The 24,976-nt window shown below is 61.6% G+C and carries 30 protein-coding genes; 14 read left to right on the forward strand and 16 right to left on the reverse strand.

Annotation, left to right across the window (positions count from 1 at the left end; all coding sequences use genetic code 11):
* Positions 1–100 precede the first annotated feature (100 nt).
* From HPQ64_RS05340 to HPQ64_RS05355, 5 genes are all read right to left on the reverse strand, one after another.
* Complete coding sequence (locus HPQ64_RS05340; RefSeq protein ID WP_172887302.1) at positions 101–1,135, reverse strand: aspartate-semialdehyde dehydrogenase; 1,035 nt, start codon at positions 1,133–1,135, stop codon at positions 101–103.
* Between the two features lie 110 nt (positions 1,136–1,245).
* Entirely contained in the window at positions 1,246–1,377 is a 132-nt protein-coding gene (locus HPQ64_RS20570) for a hypothetical protein (protein ID WP_281358246.1), read from the reverse strand.
* Between the two features lie 107 nt (positions 1,378–1,484).
* Positions 1,485–1,952, reverse strand: coding sequence for a translation initiation factor IF-3 (locus HPQ64_RS05345; protein WP_172887303.1), 468 nt, complete (start codon positions 1,950–1,952; stop codon positions 1,485–1,487).
* A gap of 3 nt (positions 1,953–1,955) precedes the next feature.
* A complete protein-coding gene (rlmN, locus tag HPQ64_RS05350; RefSeq protein WP_172887304.1) occupies positions 1,956–3,203 on the reverse strand; it encodes a dual-specificity RNA methyltransferase RlmN in 1,248 nt (415 codons plus the stop codon).
* 230 nt (positions 3,204–3,433) lie between these two features.
* The gene (locus HPQ64_RS05355; protein ID WP_172887305.1) at positions 3,434–3,952 is read right to left on the reverse strand and encodes an invasion associated locus B family protein; all 519 of its coding nucleotides are present in this window, start codon (positions 3,950–3,952) and stop codon (positions 3,434–3,436) included.
* Between the two features lie 257 nt (positions 3,953–4,209).
* Here HPQ64_RS05355 and HPQ64_RS05360 point away from each other — a divergent pair, with 257 nt between their 5' ends.
* On the forward strand, positions 4,210–4,776 hold the full coding sequence (locus HPQ64_RS05360) for a sigma-70 family RNA polymerase sigma factor (protein WP_246270302.1): 567 nt from the start codon (positions 4,210–4,212) through the stop codon (positions 4,774–4,776).
* 115 nt (positions 4,777–4,891) lie between these two features.
* Here the strand turns inward: HPQ64_RS05360 and HPQ64_RS05365 are convergent, their stop codons facing one another.
* A complete protein-coding gene (locus HPQ64_RS05365) occupies positions 4,892–5,431 on the reverse strand; it encodes an RNA methyltransferase (RefSeq protein ID WP_172887307.1) in 540 nt (179 codons plus the stop codon).
* A 195-nt stretch (positions 5,432–5,626) separates the two neighbouring features.
* Between HPQ64_RS05365 and HPQ64_RS05370 the strand changes: the two genes are divergently transcribed.
* On the forward strand, positions 5,627–6,601 hold the full coding sequence (locus tag HPQ64_RS05370) for a zinc-binding dehydrogenase (protein ID WP_172887308.1): 975 nt from the start codon (positions 5,627–5,629) through the stop codon (positions 6,599–6,601).
* 79 nt (positions 6,602–6,680) lie between these two features.
* Here HPQ64_RS05370 and HPQ64_RS05375 read toward each other — a convergent pair whose 3' ends face one another.
* Positions 6,681–7,061 (reverse strand): SpoIIAA family protein, encoded by a 381-nt coding sequence (locus HPQ64_RS05375; RefSeq protein ID WP_172887309.1) that lies wholly within the window; start codon positions 7,059–7,061, stop codon positions 6,681–6,683.
* Between the two features lie 78 nt (positions 7,062–7,139).
* On the reverse strand, positions 7,140–7,868 hold the full coding sequence (locus HPQ64_RS05380) for an NAD(P)H-dependent oxidoreductase (protein WP_172887310.1): 729 nt from the start codon (positions 7,866–7,868) through the stop codon (positions 7,140–7,142).
* 110 nt (positions 7,869–7,978) lie between these two features.
* Here HPQ64_RS05380 and HPQ64_RS05385 point away from each other — a divergent pair, with 110 nt between their 5' ends.
* The 5 genes from HPQ64_RS05385 to HPQ64_RS05405 all read left to right on the forward strand — a co-directional run bounded on the left by HPQ64_RS05385 (position 7,979) and on the right by HPQ64_RS05405 (position 11,751).
* Positions 7,979–8,872: a LysR family transcriptional regulator gene (locus HPQ64_RS05385; RefSeq protein ID WP_172887311.1), complete on the forward strand. Its 894-nt coding sequence runs from the start codon at positions 7,979–7,981 to the stop codon at positions 8,870–8,872.
* Between the two features lie 91 nt (positions 8,873–8,963).
* Positions 8,964–9,704 (forward strand): DUF1194 domain-containing protein, encoded by a 741-nt coding sequence (locus HPQ64_RS05390; RefSeq protein WP_210260098.1) that lies wholly within the window; start codon positions 8,964–8,966, stop codon positions 9,702–9,704.
* Between the two features lie 66 nt (positions 9,705–9,770).
* Positions 9,771–10,661, forward strand: coding sequence for a YghX family hydrolase (yghX, locus tag HPQ64_RS05395; RefSeq protein ID WP_172888524.1), 891 nt, complete (start codon positions 9,771–9,773; stop codon positions 10,659–10,661).
* Positions 10,662–10,725: 64 nt separating this feature from the next.
* Positions 10,726–11,298 carry a hemerythrin domain-containing protein gene (locus HPQ64_RS05400; RefSeq protein ID WP_172887312.1) on the forward strand — a complete coding sequence of 191 codons (573 nt, stop codon included), beginning with the start codon at positions 10,726–10,728 and terminating at the stop codon, positions 11,296–11,298.
* A 243-nt stretch (positions 11,299–11,541) separates the two neighbouring features.
* Positions 11,542–11,751, forward strand: coding sequence for a cold-shock protein (locus HPQ64_RS05405; RefSeq protein ID WP_172887313.1), 210 nt, complete (start codon positions 11,542–11,544; stop codon positions 11,749–11,751).
* Positions 11,752–11,842: 91 nt separating this feature from the next.
* On the opposite strand, the gene HPQ64_RS05410 is transcribed toward HPQ64_RS05405, so the two are convergent.
* The 4 genes from HPQ64_RS05410 to HPQ64_RS05425 all read right to left on the reverse strand — a co-directional run bounded on the left by HPQ64_RS05410 (position 11,843) and on the right by HPQ64_RS05425 (position 14,987).
* Positions 11,843–12,430, reverse strand: a complete 588-nt coding sequence (locus HPQ64_RS05410) for a GNAT family N-acetyltransferase (RefSeq protein ID WP_172887314.1) — start codon at positions 12,428–12,430, stop codon at positions 11,843–11,845.
* A gap of 121 nt (positions 12,431–12,551) precedes the next feature.
* Positions 12,552–12,824 (reverse strand): cyclase, encoded by a 273-nt coding sequence (locus HPQ64_RS05415; RefSeq protein WP_172887315.1) that lies wholly within the window; start codon positions 12,822–12,824, stop codon positions 12,552–12,554.
* Between the two features lie 120 nt (positions 12,825–12,944).
* Entirely contained in the window at positions 12,945–13,913 is a 969-nt protein-coding gene (locus tag HPQ64_RS05420) for a phosphodiester glycosidase family protein (RefSeq protein WP_172887316.1), read from the reverse strand.
* A 348-nt stretch (positions 13,914–14,261) separates the two neighbouring features.
* Complete coding sequence (locus HPQ64_RS05425) at positions 14,262–14,987, reverse strand: glycoside hydrolase family 25 protein (protein WP_172887317.1); 726 nt, start codon at positions 14,985–14,987, stop codon at positions 14,262–14,264.
* 275 nt (positions 14,988–15,262) lie between these two features.
* On the opposite strand from HPQ64_RS05425, the gene HPQ64_RS05430 reads away from it, so the two are divergent.
* Positions 15,263–16,066 carry an exodeoxyribonuclease III gene (locus HPQ64_RS05430; RefSeq protein ID WP_172887318.1) on the forward strand — a complete coding sequence of 268 codons (804 nt, stop codon included), beginning with the start codon at positions 15,263–15,265 and terminating at the stop codon, positions 16,064–16,066.
* A 202-nt stretch (positions 16,067–16,268) separates the two neighbouring features.
* On the opposite strand, the gene HPQ64_RS05435 is transcribed toward HPQ64_RS05430, so the two are convergent.
* The gene (locus HPQ64_RS05435) at positions 16,269–16,952 is read right to left on the reverse strand and encodes a response regulator transcription factor (RefSeq protein ID WP_160775342.1); all 684 of its coding nucleotides are present in this window, start codon (positions 16,950–16,952) and stop codon (positions 16,269–16,271) included.
* Positions 16,953–17,146: 194 nt separating this feature from the next.
* On the opposite strand from HPQ64_RS05435, the gene HPQ64_RS05440 reads away from it, so the two are divergent.
* The 6 genes from HPQ64_RS05440 to HPQ64_RS05465 all read left to right on the forward strand — a co-directional run bounded on the left by HPQ64_RS05440 (position 17,147) and on the right by HPQ64_RS05465 (position 22,763).
* A complete protein-coding gene (locus HPQ64_RS05440) occupies positions 17,147–17,680 on the forward strand; it encodes a L,D-transpeptidase family protein (protein WP_172887319.1) in 534 nt (177 codons plus the stop codon).
* A 118-nt stretch (positions 17,681–17,798) separates the two neighbouring features.
* On the forward strand, positions 17,799–18,437 hold the full coding sequence (locus HPQ64_RS05445) for a LysE family translocator (protein ID WP_210260100.1): 639 nt from the start codon (positions 17,799–17,801) through the stop codon (positions 18,435–18,437).
* Between the two features lie 210 nt (positions 18,438–18,647).
* Positions 18,648–19,556, forward strand: a complete 909-nt coding sequence (gene dapF / locus HPQ64_RS05450) for a diaminopimelate epimerase (RefSeq protein ID WP_172887320.1) — start codon at positions 18,648–18,650, stop codon at positions 19,554–19,556.
* Entirely contained in the window at positions 19,553–20,821 is a 1,269-nt protein-coding gene (mtaB, locus tag HPQ64_RS05455) for a tRNA (N(6)-L-threonylcarbamoyladenosine(37)-C(2))-methylthiotransferase MtaB (protein ID WP_172887321.1), read from the forward strand. The genes dapF and mtaB overlap by 4 nt, the downstream gene beginning before the upstream one ends.
* Before the next feature lie 4 nt (positions 20,822–20,825).
* On the forward strand, positions 20,826–22,052 hold the full coding sequence (gene ftsY / locus HPQ64_RS05460; RefSeq protein ID WP_172887322.1) for a signal recognition particle-docking protein FtsY: 1,227 nt from the start codon (positions 20,826–20,828) through the stop codon (positions 22,050–22,052).
* 75 nt (positions 22,053–22,127) lie between these two features.
* Positions 22,128–22,763, forward strand: a complete 636-nt coding sequence (locus tag HPQ64_RS05465; RefSeq protein ID WP_172887323.1) for a septation protein A — start codon at positions 22,128–22,130, stop codon at positions 22,761–22,763.
* A gap of 13 nt (positions 22,764–22,776) precedes the next feature.
* Here HPQ64_RS05465 and HPQ64_RS05470 read toward each other — a convergent pair whose 3' ends face one another.
* The 3 genes from HPQ64_RS05470 to yddG are packed head-to-tail and all read right to left on the reverse strand — an operon-like array spanning position 22,777 to position 24,875.
* Positions 22,777–22,983 carry a DUF1737 domain-containing protein gene (locus HPQ64_RS05470; protein ID WP_172887324.1) on the reverse strand — a complete coding sequence of 69 codons (207 nt, stop codon included), beginning with the start codon at positions 22,981–22,983 and terminating at the stop codon, positions 22,777–22,779.
* 36 nt (positions 22,984–23,019) lie between these two features.
* The gene (locus tag HPQ64_RS05475; protein WP_172887325.1) at positions 23,020–23,910 is read right to left on the reverse strand and encodes an HpcH/HpaI aldolase/citrate lyase family protein; all 891 of its coding nucleotides are present in this window, start codon (positions 23,908–23,910) and stop codon (positions 23,020–23,022) included.
* Positions 23,911–23,951: 41 nt separating this feature from the next.
* The gene (gene yddG, locus HPQ64_RS05480; RefSeq protein WP_172887326.1) at positions 23,952–24,875 is read right to left on the reverse strand and encodes an aromatic amino acid exporter YddG; all 924 of its coding nucleotides are present in this window, start codon (positions 24,873–24,875) and stop codon (positions 23,952–23,954) included.
* Positions 24,876–24,976: the final 101 nt, after the last annotated feature.

Below are 24,976 nucleotides of genomic sequence, written 5' to 3' on the forward strand. Positions count from 1 at the left end.
CCGCGAAATGAAAGAATGAAGAAGGCCGGGCGGCGCTAGTGTGGTGGATTTGAAATACGCCTCACCATTGCAGCCGCCGCCCGGAGAATATGGAAATTCGTCAGGCAGCCTGCTTCTTGGGCTGGATGAGCTTTCGGTTCACCAGAAGCTCTGCGATCTGGACCGTGTTGAGCGCGGCACCCTTCCTGAGATTGTCCGAGACAACCCAGATGTTGAGGCCGTTCTCGACCGTCGCATCCTCGCGGATGCGCGAAATGAAGGTCGCGTCCTCGCCCGCGCATTCGTAAGGCGTGACGTAGCCACCGTCCTCCTGCTTGTCGACGACGAGGCAGCCCGGCGCCTCGCGCAGGATCGAGCGGGCTTCTTCCGCCGAAAGCGGCTTTTCGAACTCGATGTTCACGGATTCCGCATGGCCGATGAAGACCGGCACACGCACGGCGGTGCAGGTGACCTTGATCTTCGGGTCGAGCATCTTCTTCGTTTCGGCCAGCACCTTCCACTCTTCCTTGGTGTAGCCGTCTTCCATGAACTGGTCGATGTGCGGGATTACGTTGAAGGCGATGCGCTTGGTGAAATTCTCGTTTTCAATCGGATCGTTCACGAAAACAGCGCGCGTCTGGTTGAAAAGCTCGTCCATCGCGTCCTTGCCCGCGCCTGAGACGGACTGGTAGGTCGAAACGACGATCCGCTTGATGTTGGCCGCCTCATGCAGTGGCTTCAGCGCCACGACGAGCTGCGCCGTCGAGCAGTTCGGATTGGCGATGATGTTTTTCCGGCTAAAGCCCGAAATGGCGTCGGCATTCACTTCCGGCACGATCAGCGGCACGTCGGCGTCGTAGCGCCATGCGGAAGAATTGTCGATGACAACACAGCCCTTGGCGGCGATCTTCGGCGCCCATTCCTTTGAAACGTTGCCGCCGGCGGACATCAGGCAGATGTCCGTGTCGGAAAAGTCGTAGTTTTCCAGGGCCTGGCACTTCAGCGTGTCGTCGCCGTAGGAAACGTCCACCCCTTGCGAGCGGCGCGAGGCGATCGGCACCACCTTGTCGGCGGGAAAGCCGCGTTCGTGAAGGATATCGAGCATTTCGCGGCCCACATTTCCCGTGGCGCCGACAACTGCGACCTTGTAACCCATTTCGGTTCTTCCTCTCTTGTCCGCTCCCCGCGGCCTTTCGGTCGCATTTCACGACCGCCGGCCCGCTCGCGCCCCTCGTATCCCGGGGGAGCGCGGGACGAGAGGCACCGTCAGACGGTGGTTTTCGTGGTCGTGGTTTTGGAAACGGTCGTCGTTCGAACGGTCTGGCGCGCGCGCGTCATCGCCACCGCGCCGAAGGCGGTCCTGAACAGGCTGGCGATGTCGTCAAGGCGGCGGGCCATGAAATGAAAATCCGTTCGCTTCGAATTCGCCGCACGTCATGACGGGAATGGCGGTGAAAGTCAACTGTCATGCGCGTGATTGGAGGTCGCCGGGCCCGGAATGGCGCTTATTCGGCATTTCCGGCCGGATCTTGCGTTCGCCGGGCGATGCGCCAGCTTCCAGCCGTTCTCCCGGCCACAAGCCAGTAGACGAAACCTGCCACGAAGCCAGCTGCAAGCGCGACGCTCGTTCCGGGGCGCAGCGCGGGTTCGCCCGCCGTCACGCCCGGTTCGCCGAGGCTCCACAGCCCGAAGGCGATCAGCCCGCCCGCAGCGAGGTTGAGGATGAGTGATTTCATGCGCAGGATTTCGGCGACAAGAATCGCCGCGAATGCGGGAACCGCCGCCATTCCGCCGATGATCATGCCGGAAACCGCTCCGGTCCAGACGGTCGCGGCAAAGCGCGCCGGATCGCCCTCTATACCTTGCGGCTGGAACAGGCCCCAGGCGAGGAAAAGCCCGGCCGAGGCAAGCGCCAGCCCGTATCCGAAGACGATCTTGACGACCTGCCAGAGAAGCTTGCCCGCGTCGATCATCGATCAGGAAGCGTTTGCGCCGGTTTCCAGCGCCTCGCGGTCGCGCTTTCTCATCCGCTCGGATTCGGACTTGAGCTGGCCACAGGCGGCGAAAATGTCGCGCCCGCGCGGCGTCCTGATCGGCGAAGCATATCCCGCCCGGTTCACGACATCGGCGAATTCCTCGATCCGCTCCCAGTCGGAACACTCGTAAGGCGAGCCCGGCCACGGATTGAAGGGGATCAGGTTGATCTTCGCCGGAATGCCCTTGAGAAGGCGTACGAGTTCCCTGGCGTCCGCAAGGCTGTCGTTCACGCCCTTCAGCATCACGTATTCGAAGGTAATGCGCTTGGCGTTGGAAAGACCGGGATAGTTGCGGCAGGCGTCCAGGAGTGCCGCGATGTTCCATTTCTTGTTGATCGGCACCAGCTCGTCGCGAAGGTCGTCGCGTACGGCATGGAGTGATATGGCGAGCATGCAGCCGATCTCGTCTCCGGTACGCTCGATCATCGGTACGACGCCTGAGGTCGACAGGGTGATGCGCCGCTTGGAAAGCGACAGGCCTTCGCCGTCTGACGCGATCAGCAGCGCCTTTTTCACCTGGTCGAAATTATAAAGCGGCTCGCCCATGCCCATCATCACGACGTTCGTGACGAGGCGGCCTTCGGACGGCACGACCGCGCCCTGCGGCGTCTCGGCGTCGGGAAAATCGCCCAGTCGGTCGCGCGCGATCAGCACCTGAGAGAGGATTTCCTCCGCAGTCAGATTGCGCACCAGCTTCTGGGTTCCGGTATGGCAGAAGGTGCAGGTGAGCGTGCAGCCGACCTGCGAGGAAACGCAAAGCGTGCCCCGGCCTTCCTCGGGGATATAGACGGTTTCCACCTCGACGGGCCGGCCCGCGCCGCGTGCCGGGAAGCGGAACAGCCATTTGCGCGTGCCGTCGACCGAAATCTGCTCGGAGACGATTTCCGGCCGCGCGATGGAAAAGTTTTCGGCAAGCTTGGCCCTGAGTTCCTTGGAAACATTGGTCATGCCCGAAAAATCGGAGACGCCGCGAACGTAGAGCCAGTGCCAGAGCTGGCTCACGCGCATGCGGGCCTGCTTTTCAGCAACCCCGATATCCTTCAAGGCCTGCGCAAGATCCTCGCGATCCATACCGACAAGGGAGGGCTTTTCCTGCACCCCCGTCGTTTCACGGGCAGCCGATGCCACCGCCTCCGCGAGCGGAGCGCCGGTTCGGGATTCATGCGCGATATCGAGCGTTACGGGCATAATGTTTCGTCCGGTAATTCGGTTTGCGTCCACGCTCGGTTTTCTCAAACCGCCGACGGAGGCGCAATCCAGCAGTATCTCGAACAGCAAAAACGGCGCCCGTGGGAGGGGTCCCACGGGCTCCGCAATTCGCTTCGTTGCCGCTCATATAACTCAAATACGGCTTTTTGTGACCCCCCTCGCTTGCGATTGGAGCGAGAACGGGAGTTTAAGCCTGGTCTGCCGGCAGCTTACTGGCAGGCCTTGCCGGCGGCGTCGATCGCAGCCGTTACGCCTGAGAGCGAGTACCTGTAGCTCGTTTGCGTGTCGCGGCTGGAAACGCCGGAAACGGTCATCGAGCGGCCGGCCTTCATGGCGCCGACGAGTTCCTGTTCCTTGGCCGCGTTTTCCACCCAGGCGCCGTCGCCCTTGGTAAACAGCGTGAACTTGTTGCCGTCGACGTCGATCTCCACCGAGGAGCCGTCCTTGAAGGGATAGCCGACCATCACCATGGGTTCGTTAGCTACTCCCTCCGCCGGCCGCGTGGAGACGAAGAAAAAGACGTCGCCATGGTTGCGGTCGCTCGGTTTCATCTCCAGCGGCTTCGACAGCGCGTAGCAGACTTTGCCTTTCGGACCGCCATACGTGTAGGTCGCCCAATCCTTGAACTGATTGACGAGGGTTGGTGTCTGCGCGCTCGCCGAGACGCCCGAAAGGGCGAGCGCCAGGACGGCCGGAACCAGGATTCTTGCGAGGGTTCGTACGTGCATGATCTCCAAACCGCTTCTCGTTTGCGCTTCAGGTTCGTTTCGAATTGTCATTCGCCTATACACCGAGTTTTAAGGTTACCTTAAAACAGGTTACGAAAGGGTTGAATGCCCGTTCGGCATTGTGGCGGGCGGGCGAGGCGGGCTACTATCGGCGAAACTCACCCGCCCCACTGGCGGCAAGATTCGGGCGAGAATTTGACGGCGGGGCGCGGGAATGCGACATGCCGTTGCGGCAACGAAGTAATGAGGCGGCCAACTTGGCGAACGCGGAGCATTTGAACGGTTTGATCCTGCGCGTGGCCGAAAGTCGCGATCAAGCGGCATTCGCCGAGCTGTTCGACCATTTTGCGCCGCGAATCAAGGCTTATCTCATCAAGCTTGGCTCCGATCAGACATTGGCCGAGGAGCTTGCGCAGGAGGTGATGATCACGCTCTGGCGCAAGGCGGCGCTGTTCAATCCCGCGAAATCTTCCGCAGCGACGTGGCTCTTCCGGATCGCGCGAAACCGAAGGATCGACGCCGCGCGGCGCGACAGGTCGGGCATGATCGATGCCGAAGACCCCTCGCTGCGGCCGGCCGCACCCGAAGAACCGGGGGAGGAGCTGGATGCGCGCCTGCGCGAAAAGCGCATCCGTATCGCCTTGAAAACGCTGCCGGAAGAGCAGGCGGACCTTGTGAGAAGAGCCTTTTTCTCTGGCCTTTCCCATAGCCAGATCGCCGAGGATACGGGCCTGCCGCTTGGCACCGTGAAATCCAGGATCAGGCTCGCGTTCGGCCGTCTTCGCAGGACGCTCGAAGCCGATCAGGCCGTCGACACCGACTGAGATTTCCCCGGTTTATCCCGGCGAAACCGGCGTCGAGGAGAATTCCAATCAGGGATTTTTCGTTGCCAGACCGGCCGGAAAGATATCCCGAGAAATCCTTCACGGCGTTTTCTCCTCAGCCGGGAAGGCGGCTCGGGCGGATGTCGCGCCGGGTCTTGCGGCTCGCCTCGCGCGCCTCGGTCGGCGCGCCGGAGCGGACCGGGCGCGGAGCGAACTGACCGAGCACGCGGTAGCGGTCGTACATGACGATGGCGCCCGCCATGGCGACATTGATGCAAAAGCGCGTCGGGATCCTGATGGTGTGGGAACAGCGCGCGACCATTTCCGGCGAAAGCGAGCCCTGCTCGGGACCAAGCACATAGGCCGCGCGCGCTGGATGACCGAAACTCGGCAGGTCGATGGCGTCTTCCGTCAGTTCCACGCCGACGAGCTTGCAGTCCTGCGGCAGGTCCATCTGATCGATCGACGGCCAATGGAACAGCGGCAGATGCTCCGTGCTGTTGGAGGTGTCCGACTTCGGCGCGGACAGAATTCGCTTGTGAGCATCCACCGTGAAGAAAAAGCTTGCGCCGAAAGCATGCGCGGAGCGCATCAGGTTGCCGAGGTTCATCGGCTTTGAAATGCCTTCGGCACCGATTGCGAAATAGCCGCGCATCAAGGAGTTCCCGAAATTCCGTCGTGAAGAGGTCAGCACATAGCCTCATGCGTTCCGTTCGGCAAGGAGCGGACCCATCGTAGCATTGTCAGAATTGGCGAGGATTTCTTACGCCGGCCGTCTTTTCATGGTTAACAACCCGTGTTAGGCGAATTGCGGGGTGCAACCCATCCGGTTGCCATGAGGGGAAAACACGTGAAAGCCGTTCTTTGCGAGAAATTCGGTCCGCCGTCCGAACTCACCTTGCGTGAAATCGAAGCGCCATCCGCCGGCCCGGGCGAGGTCGTGGTGTCGGTGAAGGCAGCCGCGCTCAATTTCTTCGACACGCTTATCATCGAGGGCAAATACCAGTACCGGCCCGAAATGCCGTTTTCGCCGAGCGCGGAAATGGCGGGCGTCGTGAAGGCGATCGGCGAGGGCGTGGAGCGCGTCAAACCCGGCGACCGAGTGCTCGCCTACGTGAGATGGGGCGCGGCGCGCGAGGAAGTGCTGGTCAACGAGGACGACCTGGTGCTTCTGCCCGAGGGCGTTTCCTTCGAGCAGGCGGCGGGGCTGACCGTTACCTACGGCACCACGCTGCATGCGCTTAAGGACCGGGCGAAGCTTGAGCCGGGCGAAACGGTCGCCGTGCTCGGCGCGTCGGGCGGGGTGGGTCAGGCGGCGGTGGAGATCGCCAAGGTGATGGGCGCGCGGGTGATCGCCTGCGCCTCAAGCGCGGAAAAGCTTGAATTCGCGAAGCGGTTCGGCGCTGACGAACTCGTCAATTACGCCGATGAGGATCTGAAGACGCGGCTGAAGGACCTGACCGACGGTTGCGGTGTCGACGTGGTCTACGATCCCGTCGGCGGCGACCTCGCCGAAGCGGCGCTGCGCGCGACCGGGTGGGAAGGGCGCTACCTCGTCGTCGGCTTCGCCTCCGGCGACATCCCGAAGATTCCGCTCAACCTCGTGCTCCTGAAGGGCTGCGACGTGCTTGGCGTCTTCTGGGGGGAGGCGATCGTGCGCGATCCGGAAGGCCACTGGGAGAACATGGAGACCCTGCTTTCCTGGGTGCGCGACGGCAAGCTGAAGCCGCATGTGCATAAAGCGTTCAAGCTGGAGGACACGGCGTCGGCCTTGCAGGAAATCGCCGAGCGCAAGGCGAGAGGCAAGGTGATCGTGACCCCGTGAGGGGCTTTGTCCCAAAAGCATCGTATCCCGTGCCCGCTGTGCGGCATTTCGCACCGCGCAGCGCACGGGATGACGTCTCTCAACCTTGTTCCGCCGTCCCGTCTTCCGTGATCCAGACGCGCGCTTCTTCCGCTTCCGCCTTGGAAAACATCTTCAGCTCGAACGGCATGATCGGCCTCAGGAACGCATAGGCGCGTTTCACCCAGTCCGCGTCGGAAACGATGGCGATCCGCCCCCAGCTCATGAGATGGCGCGTGCCGAACACCGCGTCTTCCAGGATCAGCCCCATGCTGGGGTCGGCATCGTCCTCGATCTGGATGAAGACCCGCACCTTCACATGCTTTGCCATTGCCGCTTCTGCTGCGGGCACGACCGTTTGCACATAATCGGCGCGCGTGACCGCGCCGCTTGCGCGCACCGCCACCACGTAATCGGGAAAACTCGTCAGCTGTTCGATCATGGCTTTCCCCTTCGTGCATGTTACCTGCCGGATGAGGTATGACGACAACTTTGCATGGAAAGGGCGAAAAACGCTACGTCATGTCGTCAAGGCTGCGCCCTCGCCGTCCCAGTCGCCCCAGCCGGGGAAGGAAAGCGGTTCGTCGTGCGCGATGGTTTCAAGCCGGGATTTCCAGTTTTCAAGGTGGCCGTTCAAGAGCGCGTCGAACGCCCCGTCATCGGCATATGAATAGCCATGACCGGCGACGCCGAAAGCCAGGAACGGCGGCAGCACGGCAAACCCCATGTAGTGCAGGGAATAGTGAACCGGCCACAACAGACGCTCGATGTCGCCGCCGCGTCCGCCCGGACCCATGGCGGCGGCCGGTGCGCCCGTGGTCAGCGAAGCGATGGCGCGCCTGCCTTTGAAATAGCCCCGCTCGTAGCGCATCCGGCTTGTGTAAAGCCCACCGTTGACGAACACCCGGTCCATCCAGCCCTTCAGCATCGCCGGCATCTGGTGCCACCAGAGCGGAAACTGGAATATCACGAGATCGGCCCGCTCCAGCCGTTCGATCTCGCGTGCGACATCCGCAGGCAGTTGGCCTGCCTCACTGGCGTGACGCTGTTCCGCCAATGGCGAGAACGTTCCGCCGTCGACCCTCGGGCTGTAGTGTTCGCCCCGCTCGACGGGGTCGAAGCCTTGAGCATATAGGTCGGACAGGGTGACGTTATGACCTTCGCACGCAAGGCTTTCGCGCGCGGCCCGCGTCATCGCGCCGTTGAACGAGGCCGGCTCCGGGTGAACGTGAACGATATGGACTTGCATCGGCGTCTGCTCCGTGTCCTTGCGGGCGTAACTTGATGGAGGTGCGGAGCAGGCTATATCGTTCGTTATTGGAGGATAATTCCCAAAATCTGCCGATTCGATTTGCAAAAATGAACAACAAACTTGCCTGGGACGACCTGAAGCTGATCCTCGCCATTGTTGAGGCCGGCACGCTTTCGGGCGCGGGGCGCGCGCTCGGCTGCAGCCATGCGACCGTTTTCCGCCGGCTTGGCGATGTGGAAACACGGCTTGGCGCGAGGCTGTTCGAGCGTTCGCGTTCGGGATACGAAGCGACGCCCGCCGGAGAGGAGGCGGCGGATGCCGCGCGCGACATGGCGGCATCCGTTGCGGATCTGGAACGGCGCATCGCCGGGCGTGACCTGAGGCCATCAGGCACCGTTCGCGTGACGACGACCGACACGCTTCTTGCCGGCCTGCTTGCCCCGGTCTTCGTCGAATTCCAGCGTTCCTTTCCCGAAATCGGCCTTGAAATCGCGGTGTCGAACGACGTTTTCAGCCTTTCCAAACGGGAGGCGGATATCGCCATCCGTCCGTCAGATACCCCTCCGGATACTCTCGTCGGGCGCAAGGCGGGGCGTATCGCCCAGGCGATCTATGCGGCGACCGACCTCGCCACAAAGCTCGAATCGGGGGACGGTTTCGCCTGCGGCTGGATCGGGCCGGACGAACGCATGGTCTATCCAGCTCTGCGCCGCTGGTTTACCGGGCGGAATCTCGACAAAAAATGCCAAATGCGGCTCGATACCATCCTCGGCATTCATGCGGCAGTGCGAGCGGGCGCGGGCCTTGCCGTCCTGCCCTGTTACCTTGCCGAAGGCGATGCCGCGCTCCGGCGCATCGGCGCGCCCCTGCCGGAGCTTGCGGTGGATCTCTGGATCCTGACGCATCAGGACCTGCGCAAGGCCGCGCGCATCCGCGCCTTCATGGATTTCACCTTCGAGGAAATATCGGCGCGCGGGGATAGCCTTGCAGGCGTTGCGTAAAAGCCTTGCCGCCGCACTCCGGCCTTCTATTTGCAGAAATTGCCTTTGCCGCGACTGGCCGAGAGGATTGGCCGAGAGAAGGAGACCGGGAATGATCCATCGGATGTTCGTCCGCCTGGCGGGGCTTCTCGCGTTTTTCTTCCTCGGCCAGATCGCCCTCGCGCAGGACGGCAAGACGGTCGATATCGAGCTTGTTCTGCTGGCGGATGCCACCGGCTCCATCGACAATGCCGAAATCCGCTTCCAGCGGGAAGGCTACGCCCGGGCGATCACCGACCCTTCGGTGATTGCGGCCATCACGAGCGGCATCCACGGGCGCATCGCCGTTACCTATGTCGAATGGGGAAGTGCCGAATCGCAGGAAGTCGTCGTCGGCTGGACGGTTGTGGACGGCGAGGTATCCGCCAACCGCTTTGCGAGCGCCCTTCTTGAGCCGCCGCGCCGCGCCTTCGGGCGCAACGCCATAGGTGCCGCCCTTTTGTTCGGCAAGGCGCTGATCGACCAAAATGACATTCAGGGCGTGAAGCGCGTGATCGACCTTTCCGCCGACAGCGCCAACAACTGGAACGGCCCGCCGATCGAGGAAGCGCGCGAGATCGTCGTCTTGTCGGGTATCGTCATCAACGGCCTCGCCGTTCTCTGCCGGCACTGTTCGGGGCGTCCCGCCGCCTACAACCTTGAGGACGCCTTCGCCGCCCGCATCATCGGCGGGCCGGGCTCCTTCGTGATTACCGCCGACGAACATACGACGTTTTCCGAAGCCGTGCGCCGGAAGCTGATCCTGGAAATAGCCGGGCCGGCTTCGGACCGGAAATTTGCCGAAGCTGACTGAAAACCAGGGACCAGACCCCAATCGCCAGACAAAACGAGGAGGGAATTAATGAACGACCAGACGCCGATACGCCGCAAGACGGCAAAGGATTTTCCGCAGGAACTTCTCGACCTTTACGATTATTACGCCCACGGCAAGATCACCAAGCGCGAATTCCTGGACCGCGCGGCGAAATTCGCCGTTGCGGGCGTGACCGCAGCCGCCCTTCTGAAAGAGCTTTCGCCGGATTACGCGCTTGCCCGGCAGGTTGCGCCGGACGACCCGGACATCGCGACGAGCCACATCACCTATCCCTCACCCAACGGCCACGGCGAGGTGAACGCCTATCTGGTGCGCCCGGCCGGTGTCGACGACAAGCTGCCGGCCATTCTCGTCATTCACGAAAACCGGGGCCTCAATCCCTATATCGAGGATGTCGCGCGCAGGCTCGGCAAGGCGGGTTTCATGGCGATGGCGCCGGACGGGCTCACCTCCGTCGGCGGTTATCCGGGCAATGACGACGAGGGGCGCGAATTGCAGCGCACCGTCGACCGGGAAAAGCTGTTGAACGACTTTTTCGCCGGCTTCGAATTCCTGCTGAACCATGACGAGAGCACCGGCAAGGTGGGCGCCGTGGGCTTTTGCTACGGCGGCGGCGTGGTGAACGCGATCGCGGTCGCCTATCCGGAGCTTGCCGCCGGCGTGCCCTTCTACGGGCGCCAGCCCGCGGCCGAGGATGTTTCGCAGATCGAAGCGCCGCTTCTCATCCAGTACGCGGAGCTTGACGAGCGCATCAACGCCGGCTGGCCGGCTTACAAGCAGGCGCTTGACGAAGCGGGCAAGACCTACACCATGCATATGTACAAAGGCGTCAACCACGGCTTCCACAACGACACGACGCCGCGCTACGACAAGGATGCGGCGACGCTTGCCGAGGAACGCACCATCGCCTTTTTCAGGCAGCATTTGACCGACTGAACAAGAATGCCGGGGCGGCGGGCGCCCCGGCCATCTCCCGCCAACGCGAATGTAAGAGGCTCTATTGACCGACAGAGGCGATACGGAAACCGCACTTGAAAGCCGTACCGGCCTGCCGGAGGAACTGCGCGTTCTGGCGCAAGCGCTGCCGCGCGCCGACTGGCCGCGCCACGCCAATTTCGATGGCCTCACCCGCTTCTGGCTGGAACGCCACGTGATGTTTCGCGAGGTGCTTTCCCGGATTGCGGCGGAGACGGATGCCTTTTCGGCGGGCGATATGGAGGCGCGAAGCTACGGGCAGAGACTGTCGCGGCTTGCCGGTTTCTTCGTCCAGCAGCTTCATGAGCATCACCACATAGAGGATGCGCATTATTTCCCCGAGCTTGAGCGGCTCGACGAGCGGCTGAAGCGCGGCTTTGCGATCCTGGACCTCGACCATCATTCGCTCGACCGGAGCCTGCGAACATTCGCGGCAGATACGAATGAGGTGTTGGACGCCATTCGTGACGGGGGCGCGGCCATCGAACGGGCGAAGGCCTATCGCGATGAGTTCGCCCCGTTCGAGCGGATGCTGGTGCGCCACCTGGAGGACGAGGAGGAGATTATCGTTCCACTCCTTTTGAAATATGGCGGATAACAGCCGTTTTTCTATTTCAAGGCGTGGAATTTCGGGTTTATGCAGCGATTGTTCTTGTAATCGGCAGCATAAAAGTCCATATATCGCCCATCGATATTTGGCCGGACTACTGGGCCGCGACGCCTCGTTTGACTACGAGTAGCACGTTTCAGACTTCTTCCAAGATCGACAAGCCGAAACAAGGATCGCGCAAGTTCTGCGTGCCCTGTTTCACGTGCAAATTCCGTAAAACGAGGTATTCCCATGGATAACGGCACAGTCAAGTTCTACAACAGCCAGAAGGGCTTCGGCTTCATTCAGCCCACGAACGGCGCGAAGGACGTTTTCGTTCACGCGACCGCTTTGGAGCGCGCCGGCATCTTCGGCCTGAACGAAGGCGATAAGGTGAACTACACGACGCGCGAAGATCAGCGCAGCGGCAAGATCGCCGTCGACGCGATCGAACTCGCGTAACGGGTTCTCCCGTTCATCGGAGCGACAAGCTCTGAAAGAAACCGCGGCAGCACACGCTCGCCGCGGTTTTTTTATGTGTCTTTTTTATGCGTCAAAGCGGTTTCGTCATCAAAACCCAGTTTTCACCGTCGTTCTTCCAGCCTTCCTTCACCATCGGGCGGGAAGCGATTTCGCGGTAGCCGCAGCGTTCGTAAAGCTTTCGCGCGCGCATGTTGGCGTCCGACACGATCAGGCTCATTCCCGATTTGCCGAGCTTGCGCCCCGTCTCCTCGGCAAGCTTCAGAAGTTCGCTGCCAAGGCCGAGGCCGCGACACTCCGGCAGCACGGCCAGAACGTTCACGTACCATGTGTCAGGCGCAAGGTTCTCAAGCTCCTGAAGGGGCACGAACATCGCCGGCGTATCGTCGCCGACAGGCTCCGGCGCATCCGCCGTCTCGTAGCCGATCAGGCAGCCGGCGGGTTTGCCGTCGTGCTCGATGATGGTGGCATTGCAATAGGAGAACGAGCCTTCCTCGCGCGCGGCACGCATGCGGCCCACGTCCCACGGCGTCTGGCCGGGTTCGGCCATGCCGGCCCAGAGATAAAGCGGAAGGCCCTCGCCGGCCTGGTTGACCAGTTCGGCCAGCACCGGCGCATCGGCTTTCGTCGCGGGGCGGATGGTGTTCACGGCGGTCGTCATGGCGCTCTCATTCGTTCGTTCATGGATGTCCGAACGCCGCCTGGTCAGGCGGCACGAGGCCTGTTTAGGTTTGAAACGGCGATATGCCTGTGATGCGGTTCACAGGCGGTGCTGGCGAGCCTCAACTCGATTCATGCGCGAACCAGATCTGCACGGGGCTCGAGACGCCGAGCGCGCGCATCCTTTCCGCAAGACCTTCCGAACTCGCGAATTTTTTGGCGTGCTCCAGCGTGTCGAAATCATGCATGACGGTGATGTCGTTCGGGTCGTCCGAGGAGCGGTAGACGGCGTGGTCCAGCACGCCCCAATCTTTCCGGAACTCCGTGCCCTTGTCGTAGCCGGCCTTCCAGGCATCGAAATCCTTCACGGTATGGCGAACGAACAGACGGATCATGTCGGCCTCCCGGGCTTGGCGCGCTATAGATCGCAAATTGCCCATAGGGAAAGTTAACATACTCGGCGCGTTTTCTGTGCCGCGATATCCCGCATGTCATTTCCGGCTTGATAGATACCCTCACTCCTTCGCAAAAACCGCCAGTACAATCGGGAGGGCCCAACGTCGATTGCCAAATACAGGTTGCAGTAACTGGATTTCGTCATCCTCTGTGGCGGTCTCCCACGCACCGCAGAAATCGCGCGTGTAGCCAAGTCGATTGATCGCCTGACAGGCCACAGGTCCACCATCGAGGTTGAGCGCAATCGACAGGTTGAGAGGAGCCGCTTTCAAGAACGAGGAAAGGCGCTGAAGCGAGAAATATGCGTCTTTCGTCGTGCCGATGACGATCATACCTTGATTGTCCTTGGCAACAAAACTTCGGTTCGCCAACCAACGAGGATTTGATTTTACTTGTTGCGGGCGGTCTTTTGCGACGAGAAGAGGATATGACACCATTCCGTGATCCGCATTTTTCAGGACCGAATGCCAATCTTTTTCGTGAAGATCGTGGATTGCGACTTTGCCATCTTCGACGACAAAAGCTCCGTGCGTCGCTGAATATTCCGTTGGCCCCAGCAGGGCTCCGTTGCTCACAAGCGGTGTGTCGGGCCGACCATAGCGGTCATAATAGCTTCCATTGACAAGGAGAACGGCATCCGTTCGCTCCACCCAACCGTCCAGATCGAGGTTGCCCGCAGGAGAGGTAAGGACTTCGAATTGAAAGTGCTCCGGATCAATTCGCGCCAGCAGAAATCTATCGACCTCTATTTGATCGACCATGACAGGCAATTCCGCCACTTCGAGACCGCGGTCCACTTCTTGCCACTTAAGTTCACCCGGTTTCGCTTCGAGTGCATCGTTCGCCAGCGCTGTCCGCATTGACGAAGAAATTCTTAAATCATCTTCCTCAACGCCGACCCAGGTCGTTCCGCCCCTAAGCAGAACTGCGTTTATGCCGTAAGTCCCCGCGTAAAGATAAAATGCCCCCACAATCAAGCCTGAGACCGCAACGCAAACAGTCAACCCAATCAGGAATATTCGTCGCATTGTTTATACACCACTCATAATTGCAATATTTCCCTCGTACTGAGGCAAAATGGCGAATAAGTGGCAGAATATTCTTTTACAATTTTAGCGCGTTTTGACCGTTCAGATACGTCGCTTCGCGGTGCCTCTCAGAAGTTGAGGTTATGACAAGTTGCTTCAAGAGCAGGAGAGGCTGGCACGAATGCGCCGGGCGAGGGCAGCTTCGACTAATTGTTGCGGCAAAAACCGCACACCCTCACCCCGGCCCTCTCCCTTCAAGGGAGAGGGGGCGCCTGTGTCGTGTGCTTTAGTTTGTCAGGAAATACAGCATTTGCGCCACGTTACGCAGGCATGAATTGGCACTGCCCCTCACCCCGACCGTCTTTCTCCCGTCAGCCATTCTTCCCACTCAGAGCGGGTGCCGTAGAAGACGTTACGGTCGACCGGGCCGTCGATGCCGTCGACCTCGCCTTCCGCCGTGTACTGCCAGAAGGTCCAGCCGTCGCGGCCGTCGTATTTGTGGCGCGGGTGGCTGGCGACGGAGCGTAGCCAGAACTCATAGCCGTTCTTCTCGCCCACCAGCCGCTCGCGGTGAAAGTCGACCGAGGAATAGATGATCGGCTTCTTGCCGTAATGCGCCTCGACCGTGTGGAGGAAGGCCTTCATCTCGCGGATGACCTCATCCTTGCCGGGGCGCTTCTTGCAGGTCTTGGAATGGCCGTTCCATTCCATATCGAGGACGGGGGGCAGCGCGTCCGGGTCGTAAGGCACGTTCTCGATGAACCATTGCGCCTGTTCCAGCCCCGTGCGGCAGAAGTAATAGAAGTGGTAGGCACCGCGCGGAATTCCGGCGGCCTTGGCCTTGTACCAGTATTCCATGAACTTCGGGTCGGCATAGTCGCCGCCCTCCGTCGCCTTGATGAAGGCGAATTCCACATCGTCGCGCTTGGCGGCCCGCCAGTCGATATCGCCCTGGTAGCGCGACACGTCGATGCCGTGGATCGCGAAATCCTCCGGCGTGGGGTCCGGAAAATCGTAAACCGCGCAGGCGGCGACGAAAAAAGAGCATAGAAGTGCAAGCACGTGCCTGGTCATCAGCTTTCCGTTCGATCGGAGCCCCCCAACGATCGAGGCGGAGTGTAGTTCAAACGGTTAACGGGAAACTTACCATAGGGGCGTCCGCGTCAAAAAAAGGGCGGCGCGGGCGCCGGCGCCGCGATATCACGAATTCGTGATTAGAATCTTCGGCCATCTTCCGTCGGGGCCTTTCATGCTTCCGCCCCTTCCGGCTTGCATCCCCGCGCGAGGACTGGCATCCCCCTGAGAGGGTCTTTTTTGCCGTTTCCTTCCACGAAGATCGAGTTCTCCCCATGCCCGACACGCTGACGATCGCGACCTGGAACATCAACTCGGTGCGCCTGCGCCTGCCGATCGTCGAGCGGTTTCTGACCGAATTCGCCCCGGACGTTCTCTGCCTGCAGGAAACGAAGTGCCCGGATGCAAATTTTCCGCTGAACGCGCTGCGCAAGCTCGGCTACGAACATATCGCGATCCACGGGCAGAAGGGCTATCACGGAGTTGCCACCATTTCGCGGCGGCCCTTCGTCGCGCAGGAAAAGCGCGAGTTTTGCGGCAAGGGCGACAGCCGCCACGTGGCGACCGACATCGCCTTCAACGGATCGTCGGTGCGGCTGCATAATTTCTACGTGCCGGCGGGCGGTGACGAACCCGACCCGGAAGTGAACGACAAATTCGCCCACAAGCTCGCCTTCCTGGACGAGATGACCGAATGGTTCGCGGATACCGCGCAGCCGACCGTCATCGTCGGCGACCTGAACATCGCCCCTTACGAGCATGACGTCTGGTCGCACAAGAAGCTTCTGAAGGTCGTCAGCCACACCCCGCTGGAGTGCGAGAAGCTTGAAACCGTGCGCAAGGCGGGCGGCTTCGTCGACCTCATGCGCCAGCATGTGCCGATGGAGGAAAAGCTCTACACATGGTGGAGCTACCGCGCGCGAGACTGGTCGGCCGCCGACAAGGGCCGGCGCCTCGACCATGTCTGGTCGACACCCGATCTCGCCCCCCTTTCAAGCAAGATAAATGTGCTGCGCGATGCCCGCGGCTGGGAAAAACCTTCCGATCATGCCCCCGTCCTCGCGACGTTTGAGGGATGAGGGCGAGGGATGAGCTGTGAGCGGTGAGCGGTGAGGCGGCCGCCGCCGAAGTCCCGGAATATCCCTAAACGCGCGACGTGAATTGCAAATCGAAAAGGGCCGCCCGCGATCCGCGAGCGGCCCTTTTCCTTATTGCGGATGCGTGTGGTCAGGCGAGAGCGTGCTTCGACAGGGAAAGCTCGCTCACACGCCCGTTCCGCGATTACGGGACGAGCTTGTAGCCGCCGGCGTCGGTGACCAGCAGTTCCGCGTTCGACGGATCGCGCTCGATCTTCTGGCGCAGGCGATAAATGTGGGTTTCCAGCGTGTGAGTGGTGACGCCGGAGTTGTAGCCCCAGACCTCATGCAGGAGAACGTCGCGCGTGACCGGCTTTTCGCCCGCGCGATAGAGGTATTTCAGGATCGCCGTTTCCTTCTCCGTCAGGCGGATCTTGGCGCCCTTTTCATCGACCATCAGCTTCTGCGCGGGGCGGAAGGAAAAGCGGCCGATGGTGAAAACGGCATCCTCGCTCTGCTCGTGCTGGCGAAGATGCGCGCGGATGCGCGCAAGCAGCACGGCGAACTTGAAGGGCTTTGCGACATAATCGTTCGCGCCGGCCTCAAGCCCGAGGATCGTGTCCGAATCGGTGTCGTGCCCGGTCAGCATGATAACCGGGGCCTTGAAGCCGTTCTTGCGCAGAAGCTTCACCGCCTCGCGCCCGTCGATATCCGGCAGGCCGACATCCATCAGCAGAAGATCGACATGCTCGCTCTTGGCGGCGCTGATGCCGGTCGTGGCGTTATCCGCCTGCAAGGTCTCGAACTCGTCGTAAAGCGACAGTTGCTCGACGAGCGCCTCGCGCAGATCATTGTCGTCGTCGACGATCAGGATATTCCGCGCGCTCATGGCTCTTACTCCCTTCAAATCCGCCAAACCGGTTGCCGACACACTTAGTGTTCGCGAGGCGGTAGCGCGAGATAAAATCTTCTCCAATTGCCTGTGAACTCGTCAATTCTTCTTCACGCGACCTTTACCGGAAGGTTATCAGGAAATTTCGTGAAGAGGAGGTGAAATGCGATGCGAAGCGGGAGGCGGGACGGATGAAGGACGGTAAAATGGCGGAAGTCCTTGCCGTTCGGGCAAGGCCTGGTGCGCCGCAGAAGGGCACGCTGAGTTTAGAATCGATCACGGTCCCGTGTGTCTTGGGAAAATCGGGCCTCGCCGTCAGAAAGCGCGAAGGCGACGGCAAGACGCCCGTCGGGCGCTTCGCGCTGCTTTCGGTCTACTATCGCCCGGATCGCTTGCGCCGCCCGATAACCCGATTGCCGGTCAGTGAAATTTCGCCCGACCTCGGCTGGTGCGACGATCCCGGCCATCCGCGCTACAACCGCCCCGTGAAGCTTCCCTTTTCCGCGAGCCACGAAAGAATGTGGCGCGAGGACGGGCTCTACGACGTCGTCGTGGTGCTCGACCACAATCTTCATCCACCCGTGCCGGGGCTTGGGTCCGCGATCTTCTTTCACTGCGCAAGGCCCGGTTATTCGCCGACGGAAGGCTGCGTCGCGGTTTCCCGGAAGGACATGCTGAAGATCCTCGAACGCTGCGGGCCGGGCACAGCCATGGCGATCGGCTGAAAGCACGGTCGATAAAGAGCTTGTGATTGTCGCCGGGCGCCTCGCCGTGCTTTTATGGAACATATGCGGAACAAAGTTTCGTTAAGTCATTCATGATCTGTCATTGCGGAGAAATGCCTTGTCCGACATTCAAACCATTCTGCCCGGTATCCTGCTTGCGCTCGGCGGAACGGCGCTGGGCCTGATGACGCCGGGGCCGAACATTCTTTCGGTCATCGGCACGTCGATGAGCGCGGGCCGCGCGGCGGGCAAGGCGCTCGCCTATGGCATAGGGTTCGGCGCCTGTATCTGGGCGACGCTTGCCTGGGCGGGGCTTGCCGGGCTCCTTTCGGTCTATGCCTCCGCGATAACGGCGCTGAAGATCGCCGGTGCCGCCTATCTGCTCTGGCTGGCGTTCAAGGCCTTTCGCTCGGCGGCGAGCCCGAAGCCGCTGGAGCTTCGCGAGACGATGTCGACGGCGAACGGAAACGCATATTTCCGGCGCGGTTTCCTGATCGTCATGACGAACCCGAAGGCCGTTCTCGTGTGGATCGCGATCATGTCACTTGGCGTAAGAGCGGATTCGCCCTGGTGGGTCGGCGGGGTGATCATGGCCGTCGGCGGGTCGATGTCGATTTTCGCGCATCAGCTTTATGCCATCGCTTTTTCCACCAGCCCGATGATCCGGTTTTATTCCCGTGCCCGGCGCTGGATCGAAGCCGGGCTCGGCACTTTTTTCTGCTTCGCGAGCTACAAGCTGCTGACGTCGAAAAGCTGAGCGGGAGGGAGCCGATCCTTCGCGCGGGCGAATGATTTGCCAATTCGAGGCGCCGGAATGGCTATTCTTGCGCGGCACTGGAAAATCGCGGCGTTTTCGGCCATATAGTGCCCGCAACGGACGGACGTGGCGGGCCAGGCTGTTCCTGTGGAGGGAAGCGCCGCATGACGCGGTGTCCGCAGGCGGCGGTTTTCGAAAGCAGTCAAACCCATGGGCGAGCGGCGCATACCATTCCTGAAAATGAACGGGCTCGGCAACGAATTCGTTGTCTGGGACGCCCGAGCCGAGCCGTTAAGCTTTTCGCCCGAGCAGATCATGGCGATTGGCGATCCGCAGGCCGGCATCGGCTTCGACCAGATGATCACCGTCGAAACCTCGCCCATCGGCGCAGATGCCTTTATGCGCATTCACAATCGCGACGGCGGCCAAGTCGACGCCTGCGGTAACGCGACGCGCTGCGTCGGCAGGCTCCTGATGGAAGAAGCGGGTACGGATGCCGCGACCATCCAGACGAATGCGGGCCTGCTCCACGCCTATCGCACGGACGACCCGCTCAGGATCACCGCCGACATGGGCGAGCCGCGCTTCGCCTGGAACGAGATACCGCTTGCCGAGGAATTCCATGACACGCGGGCGGTCGAACTGCAGATCGGGCCGATCGACCAGCCGATCCTGCACACGCCGAGCGTCGTCAACATGGGCAATCCGCATGCGGTGTTCTGGGTGAAGGACATTGAGGCCTACGACCTTTCGCGCATCGGTCCTCTGCTTGAAAGTCACCCGATCTTCCCCGAAAAGGCGAATATTTCGCTGGCCCACGTGCTTTCGGACACGGAAATCGAGGTGAAGGTGTGGGAACGCGGGGCGGGCCTGACGCGTGCCTGCGGCACGGCGGCCTGCGCCGTTGCGGTGGCGGCCGCCCGCGACAGGCGCACCGGCCGCAAGGTGACGATCCATCTTCCCGGTGGGCCGCTTGAGATCGAATGGCGGACAAGCGACAACCACGTGATGATGACGGGCGGCACGGAAGTCGAATACGAAGGCCTTCTCGACCTAGAAACACTCGAATTCCAGCGCACCGGACCGGGCGACAAGCCGATCCTGGAGGTCGTGAAGTGAGCATCGACGTCGTCACATTCGGCTGCCGCCTCAACGCCTATGAATCGGAGGTCATGAAGCGCGAGGCCGAGGCCGCCGGGCTGAAGGAGGCCGTGCTCGTCAACACCTGCGCCGTGACGAACGAAGCCGTGCGTCAGGCGCGCCAGGCGATCCGAAAGGCGCGGCGCGAGAACCCGGACGCGCGCATCATCGTGACCGGCTGCGCGGCTCAGACGGAAAGCGGCACATTCGCAGGGATGGAAGAGGTCGACCTCGTGCTCGGCAACAGCGAGAAGCTGGAGCGCGCCTCTTACGGCCGTGTCGCGCAATTCGGCATCGAGGAGAGCGAGAAGGTCCGCGTCAACGACATCATGAGCGTGCGCGAGACGGCGGGCCACCTGATCGACGGGCTGGAGGGCCGCGCGCGCGCCTTCGTCCAGATCCAGAACGGCTGCGACCATCGCTGCACCTTCTGCATTATTCCCTACGGGCGCGGCAACTCGCGTTCGGTGCCCATGGGCGTGGTGATCGACCAGATCCGCCGTCTTGTCGAAAACGGCCACCGCGAAATCGTGCTGTCGGGTGTGGACATCACCAGCTATGGCGCGGATCTGCCGGGTGCGCCGACGCTGGGCCAACTCACGCTGAAGATCCTGAAGATGGTGCCGGGGCTCGATCGCCTCAGGCTTTCCTCCATCGACAGCATCGAGGCGGACGAAGCGCTGATGCGCGCGATCGCCGAGGAAGAGCGGCTGATGCCGCATTTCCACCTGTCGCTGCAGGCGGGCGACGACCTGATCCTCAAGCGCATGAAGCGCCGGCACCTGCGCGCGGATACGATCCGATTCTGCGAGGAAGTGCGGGCGCTGCGCCCGGATGTCGTCTTCGGCGCCGATATCATCGCGGGTTTCCCGACCGAAACGGAGGCGATGTTCGAAAACACGTTGAAGATCGTCGACGAATGCGGGTTGACACATCTTCACGTCTTTCCGTTCTCGGCCCGCCCCGGAACGCCGGCCGCGCGTATGCCGCAGGTCGATCGTGCGCTTGTGAAGGAGCGTGCCGGACGACTGCGCGAAAAGGGCGAGGCAGCGCTGAAGGTACATCTTGAGCGCGAGGTGGGCACCCGCCGTTTCGTGCTTGTCGAGCGCGAGGGCCTTGGCCGTACGGAGCAGTTTACCCAGGTCGAATTCGAGGGTCATGCTTCCGGCGACCTTGTGGAGATGGCGATAAAGGGGCATACCGGGCGCCACCTCCTGGCGGACCGGATTTCAAAGGCAGCTTGATTTCATGAGCGAAAAGAAACGCGGATTCCTCGGCCGTTTATTCGGCGCGAAGGACGAGGCGGCGCCCGAAGGCACGCCTTCCGAGGAAAGCCGCGCAAGCGAAGCGGAAGCGGCTGCGGATATATCCGAAGAAAGGCAAGCCGGCAGCGCTGCCGAACCGGAGGTTAAAGAAGCCGAGGCGGAAGCCGCGCCCGATGCCGAAGTTGGCGAAGAGGAGCCGGCGGAAACCACACTTGAAACCTTCGAACCGGAGCCGGTGACGGCGCAACCTGAACCCTCGTCCACTGTCCAGCCGAAGCCGGCGAAAGAAAAGAAAAGCTGGTTTTCGAAGCTGCGCGACGGGCTGTCGCGCTCATCCTCCGCGCTGACCGGCGGCATTTCGGCGATTTTCACCAAGCGCAAGCTCGACGCCGATACGTTGGAGGAACTGGAAGACATCCTGATCCAGGCGGACCTTGGCGTTGAAACGGCGATGAACATCACCGAACGGCTGGCCGACGGACGCTACGACAAGGAAATTTCCGAAGAAGAGGTGCGCCGCATTCTGGCTGAAGAGGTGAAAAGCGTGCTGGAGCCGGTGGCGAAGCCGCTTGAGATCGACGCATCGCTGAAGCCGCATGTCATTCTCGTCGTCGGGGTCAACGGCACGGGCAAGACGACCACAATCGGCAAGCTTTCGGCGAAATTCGCGGCCGAAGGCAGGCGCGTGATGCTGGCCGCCGGCGACACCTTCCGCGCCGCCGCCGTGGAGCAGCTCAAGATCTGGGGCGAGCGCACGGGGGCGGACGTTATCGCGCGCGATACCGGTGCGGATGCGGCGGGCCTCGTCTTCGACGCTATGAAGGAAGCGCGCGAAAAGGCGATGGACGTGCTGCTGATCGATACGGCGGGCCGCCTGCAGAATCGGGCGGAGCTGATGGCCGAGCTTGAAAAGGTCGTGCGCGTCATCAAGAAGCACGACGAGAGCGCGCCTCATACGGTGCTTTTGACACTCGACGCCACCACGGGCCAGAACGCCATGAACCAGGTGGAAATCTTCGGCCGGACGGCGGGGGTCTCGGGTCTCGTCATGACGAAGCTGGACGGAACGGCGCGTGGCGGCATACTCGTCGCCATATCGGCAAAGCACCGCATGCCGGTGCATTTCATCGGGGTCGGCGAGGGCGTCGACGATCTCGAACCCTTCAAGGCGGAAGATTTTGCGAAGGCGATTGCCGGTTTGGCGGGATGATGCCCAACCGGTGCCAATTTCTGCCGCCAAGACTCCCTTGAAGAGACAGGATTGCAAGGAACGGATTTGCGCCAAATGGAATTTGAACACGAGCCCAACGCAGCCGACCGCCGCGAACTCGCGCCGTTTCCGAAGCTGGTTCTGGAACTGGGGCCGCTGGTTTTGTTCTTCTTCGCCAATGCGCGGGGCGAAATGCTGGCAGAAATGTTCCCCGCACTCGGCGAACTCGGCGGCCCGATCTTCATCGCCACCGCCGTCTTCATGGTGGCGATCACGGCCTCTCTCTTCGTTTCCTATGTCCTGACGAAGCGCCTGCCCGTCATGCCGGTCGTTTCCGGCGTGGTGGTACTCGTCTTCGGCGCGCTGACGCTTTGGCTGCATGACGAGCTTTTCATCAAGCTGAAGCCGACGATCGTGAACTTGCTTTTCGGTTCGATACTGCTCGGCGGACTTTTCTTCAAAAAGTCTTTGCTCGGCTACGTCTTCGACAGCGTGTTCCATCTGGACGACGACGGCTGGCGAAAGCTCACTTTCCGCTGGGGCGTGTTCTTCTTCGTGCTCGCCGCGCTGAACGAATTCGTGTGGCGTTCGTTTTCGACCGATTTCTGGGTTTCCTTCAAGGTGTTCGGCATCATGCCGATCACCGTTGCCTTCACGCTGTTCCAGTTGCCGCTGATCCAGCGCCATTCGCTGGATCAGGAGAAGGGATGACCGGCGTGCAGGCTTATTGTTCGCCGAGCTTCATGTCCGGCGAATAGGTCTTGCCGTTGACTTCCTTGACGACCGCCTGGCCGCAGATGGTTACGCCGCGCACGCTGTCGAAGGTAAGCGACGGCGAGCCGTGAAGCTCCCACCCCTTGTCGAGCGCCGCCGAAATGCGGTGGCAGAATTCGCTGTCGTCCTTGCCGGTGATGATGCGGTAGAGCTTCATGGCGGGTCCGATTCACGCAGGTTATGTCGAAAGTCTTTATGCGCGCGCCGCGATCGCTTCGGCAAGCGCTACGGTACGCCGGCCCATATCCGCGTGCAGGCGCTCCACCATTTTCCCGTCCACCTGGATTGCGCCTTTGCGCGCATTTTCGGGCTTGTCGAATTCCGCGATTATCTTGCGCGCCCGGTTCACTTCCTCGTCAGAGGGCGAAAAGGCGACATTGGCCGGCCCGATCTGCTTCGGGTGGATCAGCGTCTTGCCGTCCATGCCGATTTCCGCGCCCTCCAGGCATTCGGCGGCAAAGCCGCTTTCGTCGTTGAAATCATTATAGACGCCGTCGACGATGTCGAGGCCATAGGCACGTGCTGCCGCCACGCAAGCCATCAGCCAGGGCATCATCGGCGCGCGGCCCGGCAGGATGCGCGCCCGCGTTTCCTTGGCAAGGTCGTTGGTGCCCATCACGAAGCAGGCAAGCCGCGTTTCTGGGTTGCGGGCGGCAGCGGCGATATCGCGCGCATTCAGCATGGCAAGCGGTGTTTCCATCATTGCCCAGAGCTTGACCCTCGCCGGGGCGTGGCCGGCGTTTACCCGGTCGGCGATGCGCTCGATATCGGCCGAGACCGACACTTTTGGAATAAGGATCGCGTCGGGCCGGGCCTCTATTGCCGCCTCAAGGTCCGCCGCGCCCCAGGGCGTATCGGCAGCGTTGATGCGGATGACAAGTTCACGGTGTCCGTATCCGCCCGATTTGACGGCAGCCGCAACCGCATCGCGCGCGGCTTCCTTCGCATCGGGCGCCACGGCATCCTCAAGGTCGAGGATGAGGGTGTCGGCATCGAGCGTCCTGGCCTTTTCCAGCGCGCGGGCGTTGGAACCCGGCATGTAGAGAACGCTGCGGCGGGGGCGGAAGTCGGTCACGTTTGTCATCGTCCCTCTCCTGTCTCGGGCGGGTATAGCGTGCCTCGAGACTATTCCCCCACAGGCGCGCCGGCCACTGTCCGTTCGGCGGAGCGGCGGCGGAAGAACATGTCCTTCGCCGCGATGACGGCGCCGAGCGTAATCATCAGGCAAGCAAGCCCGATGACGGCGTTAAAGTCGCCAAATCCGAACGCGATCAGAAGCAGTGTCGAAAGAAGCGGCGCGGCATAGGCGCCCGCGCCCAGCACCTGGATGTCGCCGCGCTTCACACCGATGTCCCAGGCGAAAAAGGCAAGGCCAACCGGAAAGGCGGCAAGGCCGAGGACGGCAGCCCATTCAGCCGCGTTTGCCGGCAAGACGGTTTCCTCCAACACCAGATGCGCGGCAACGGAAAGGGCGGATGTCGACAGGCAGAACCCGGCAACGGCTTGAGTAGGCACCGCGCCCAGCCTGCGCGACAGGACGGAATAGCTCGACCAGAAGAGGCAAGAGCAGATGGCGGCGAGATAGCCGAGTGCATAGGCCGGATCGAGCGAAAGGCCCTTGCCCTTCGTCACCAGCAGCGCCGCCCCACCAAGGCCGAGCAGCGTGCCGATGATGTGATGAACGCGCAATCTTTCCCCCGGCAGGAGGGCTGAAAAGACGACGATCAGAAGCGGCCATGTGTAGTTGATGAGATTGGCGTCGACCGGCGGGGCATTGCGGATCGCGGTGAAGTAAAAAAAGTGGAAGCCGAAAAGGCCGGCGGTGCCGAACGCCCAGACCTTCAGCGGCTGGCGAAACGCGGCAAGCCCGCCCGGACGAAGCGCCAGCCAGACGGTTGCCGCGATGCCGGAGATGCCGAAGCAAAGCGCGTTCAGAAGAAACGGCGGTACGTTGCCGGAGGCCGCGCCAAAGAGGCCGAGCGTCGACCACATGAGGACGGCGGTAAGGCCGATGAGCGTGGCGCGCACGCGTGAAACGGAGGAAGACACGGGAAATCGCTCCCGGAAAATGGGAAAAAGACTGGATGAAACTTTCAGGCGCGCCGGGCAGGCGGGACAATGCTTGGAATTGCCCGGCCCCGCAAGATGGG

The organism is Hongsoonwoonella zoysiae (assembly GCF_013266695.1).
GTDB classification, from domain to species: domain Bacteria; phylum Pseudomonadota; class Alphaproteobacteria; order Rhizobiales; family Stappiaceae; genus Hongsoonwoonella; species Hongsoonwoonella zoysiae.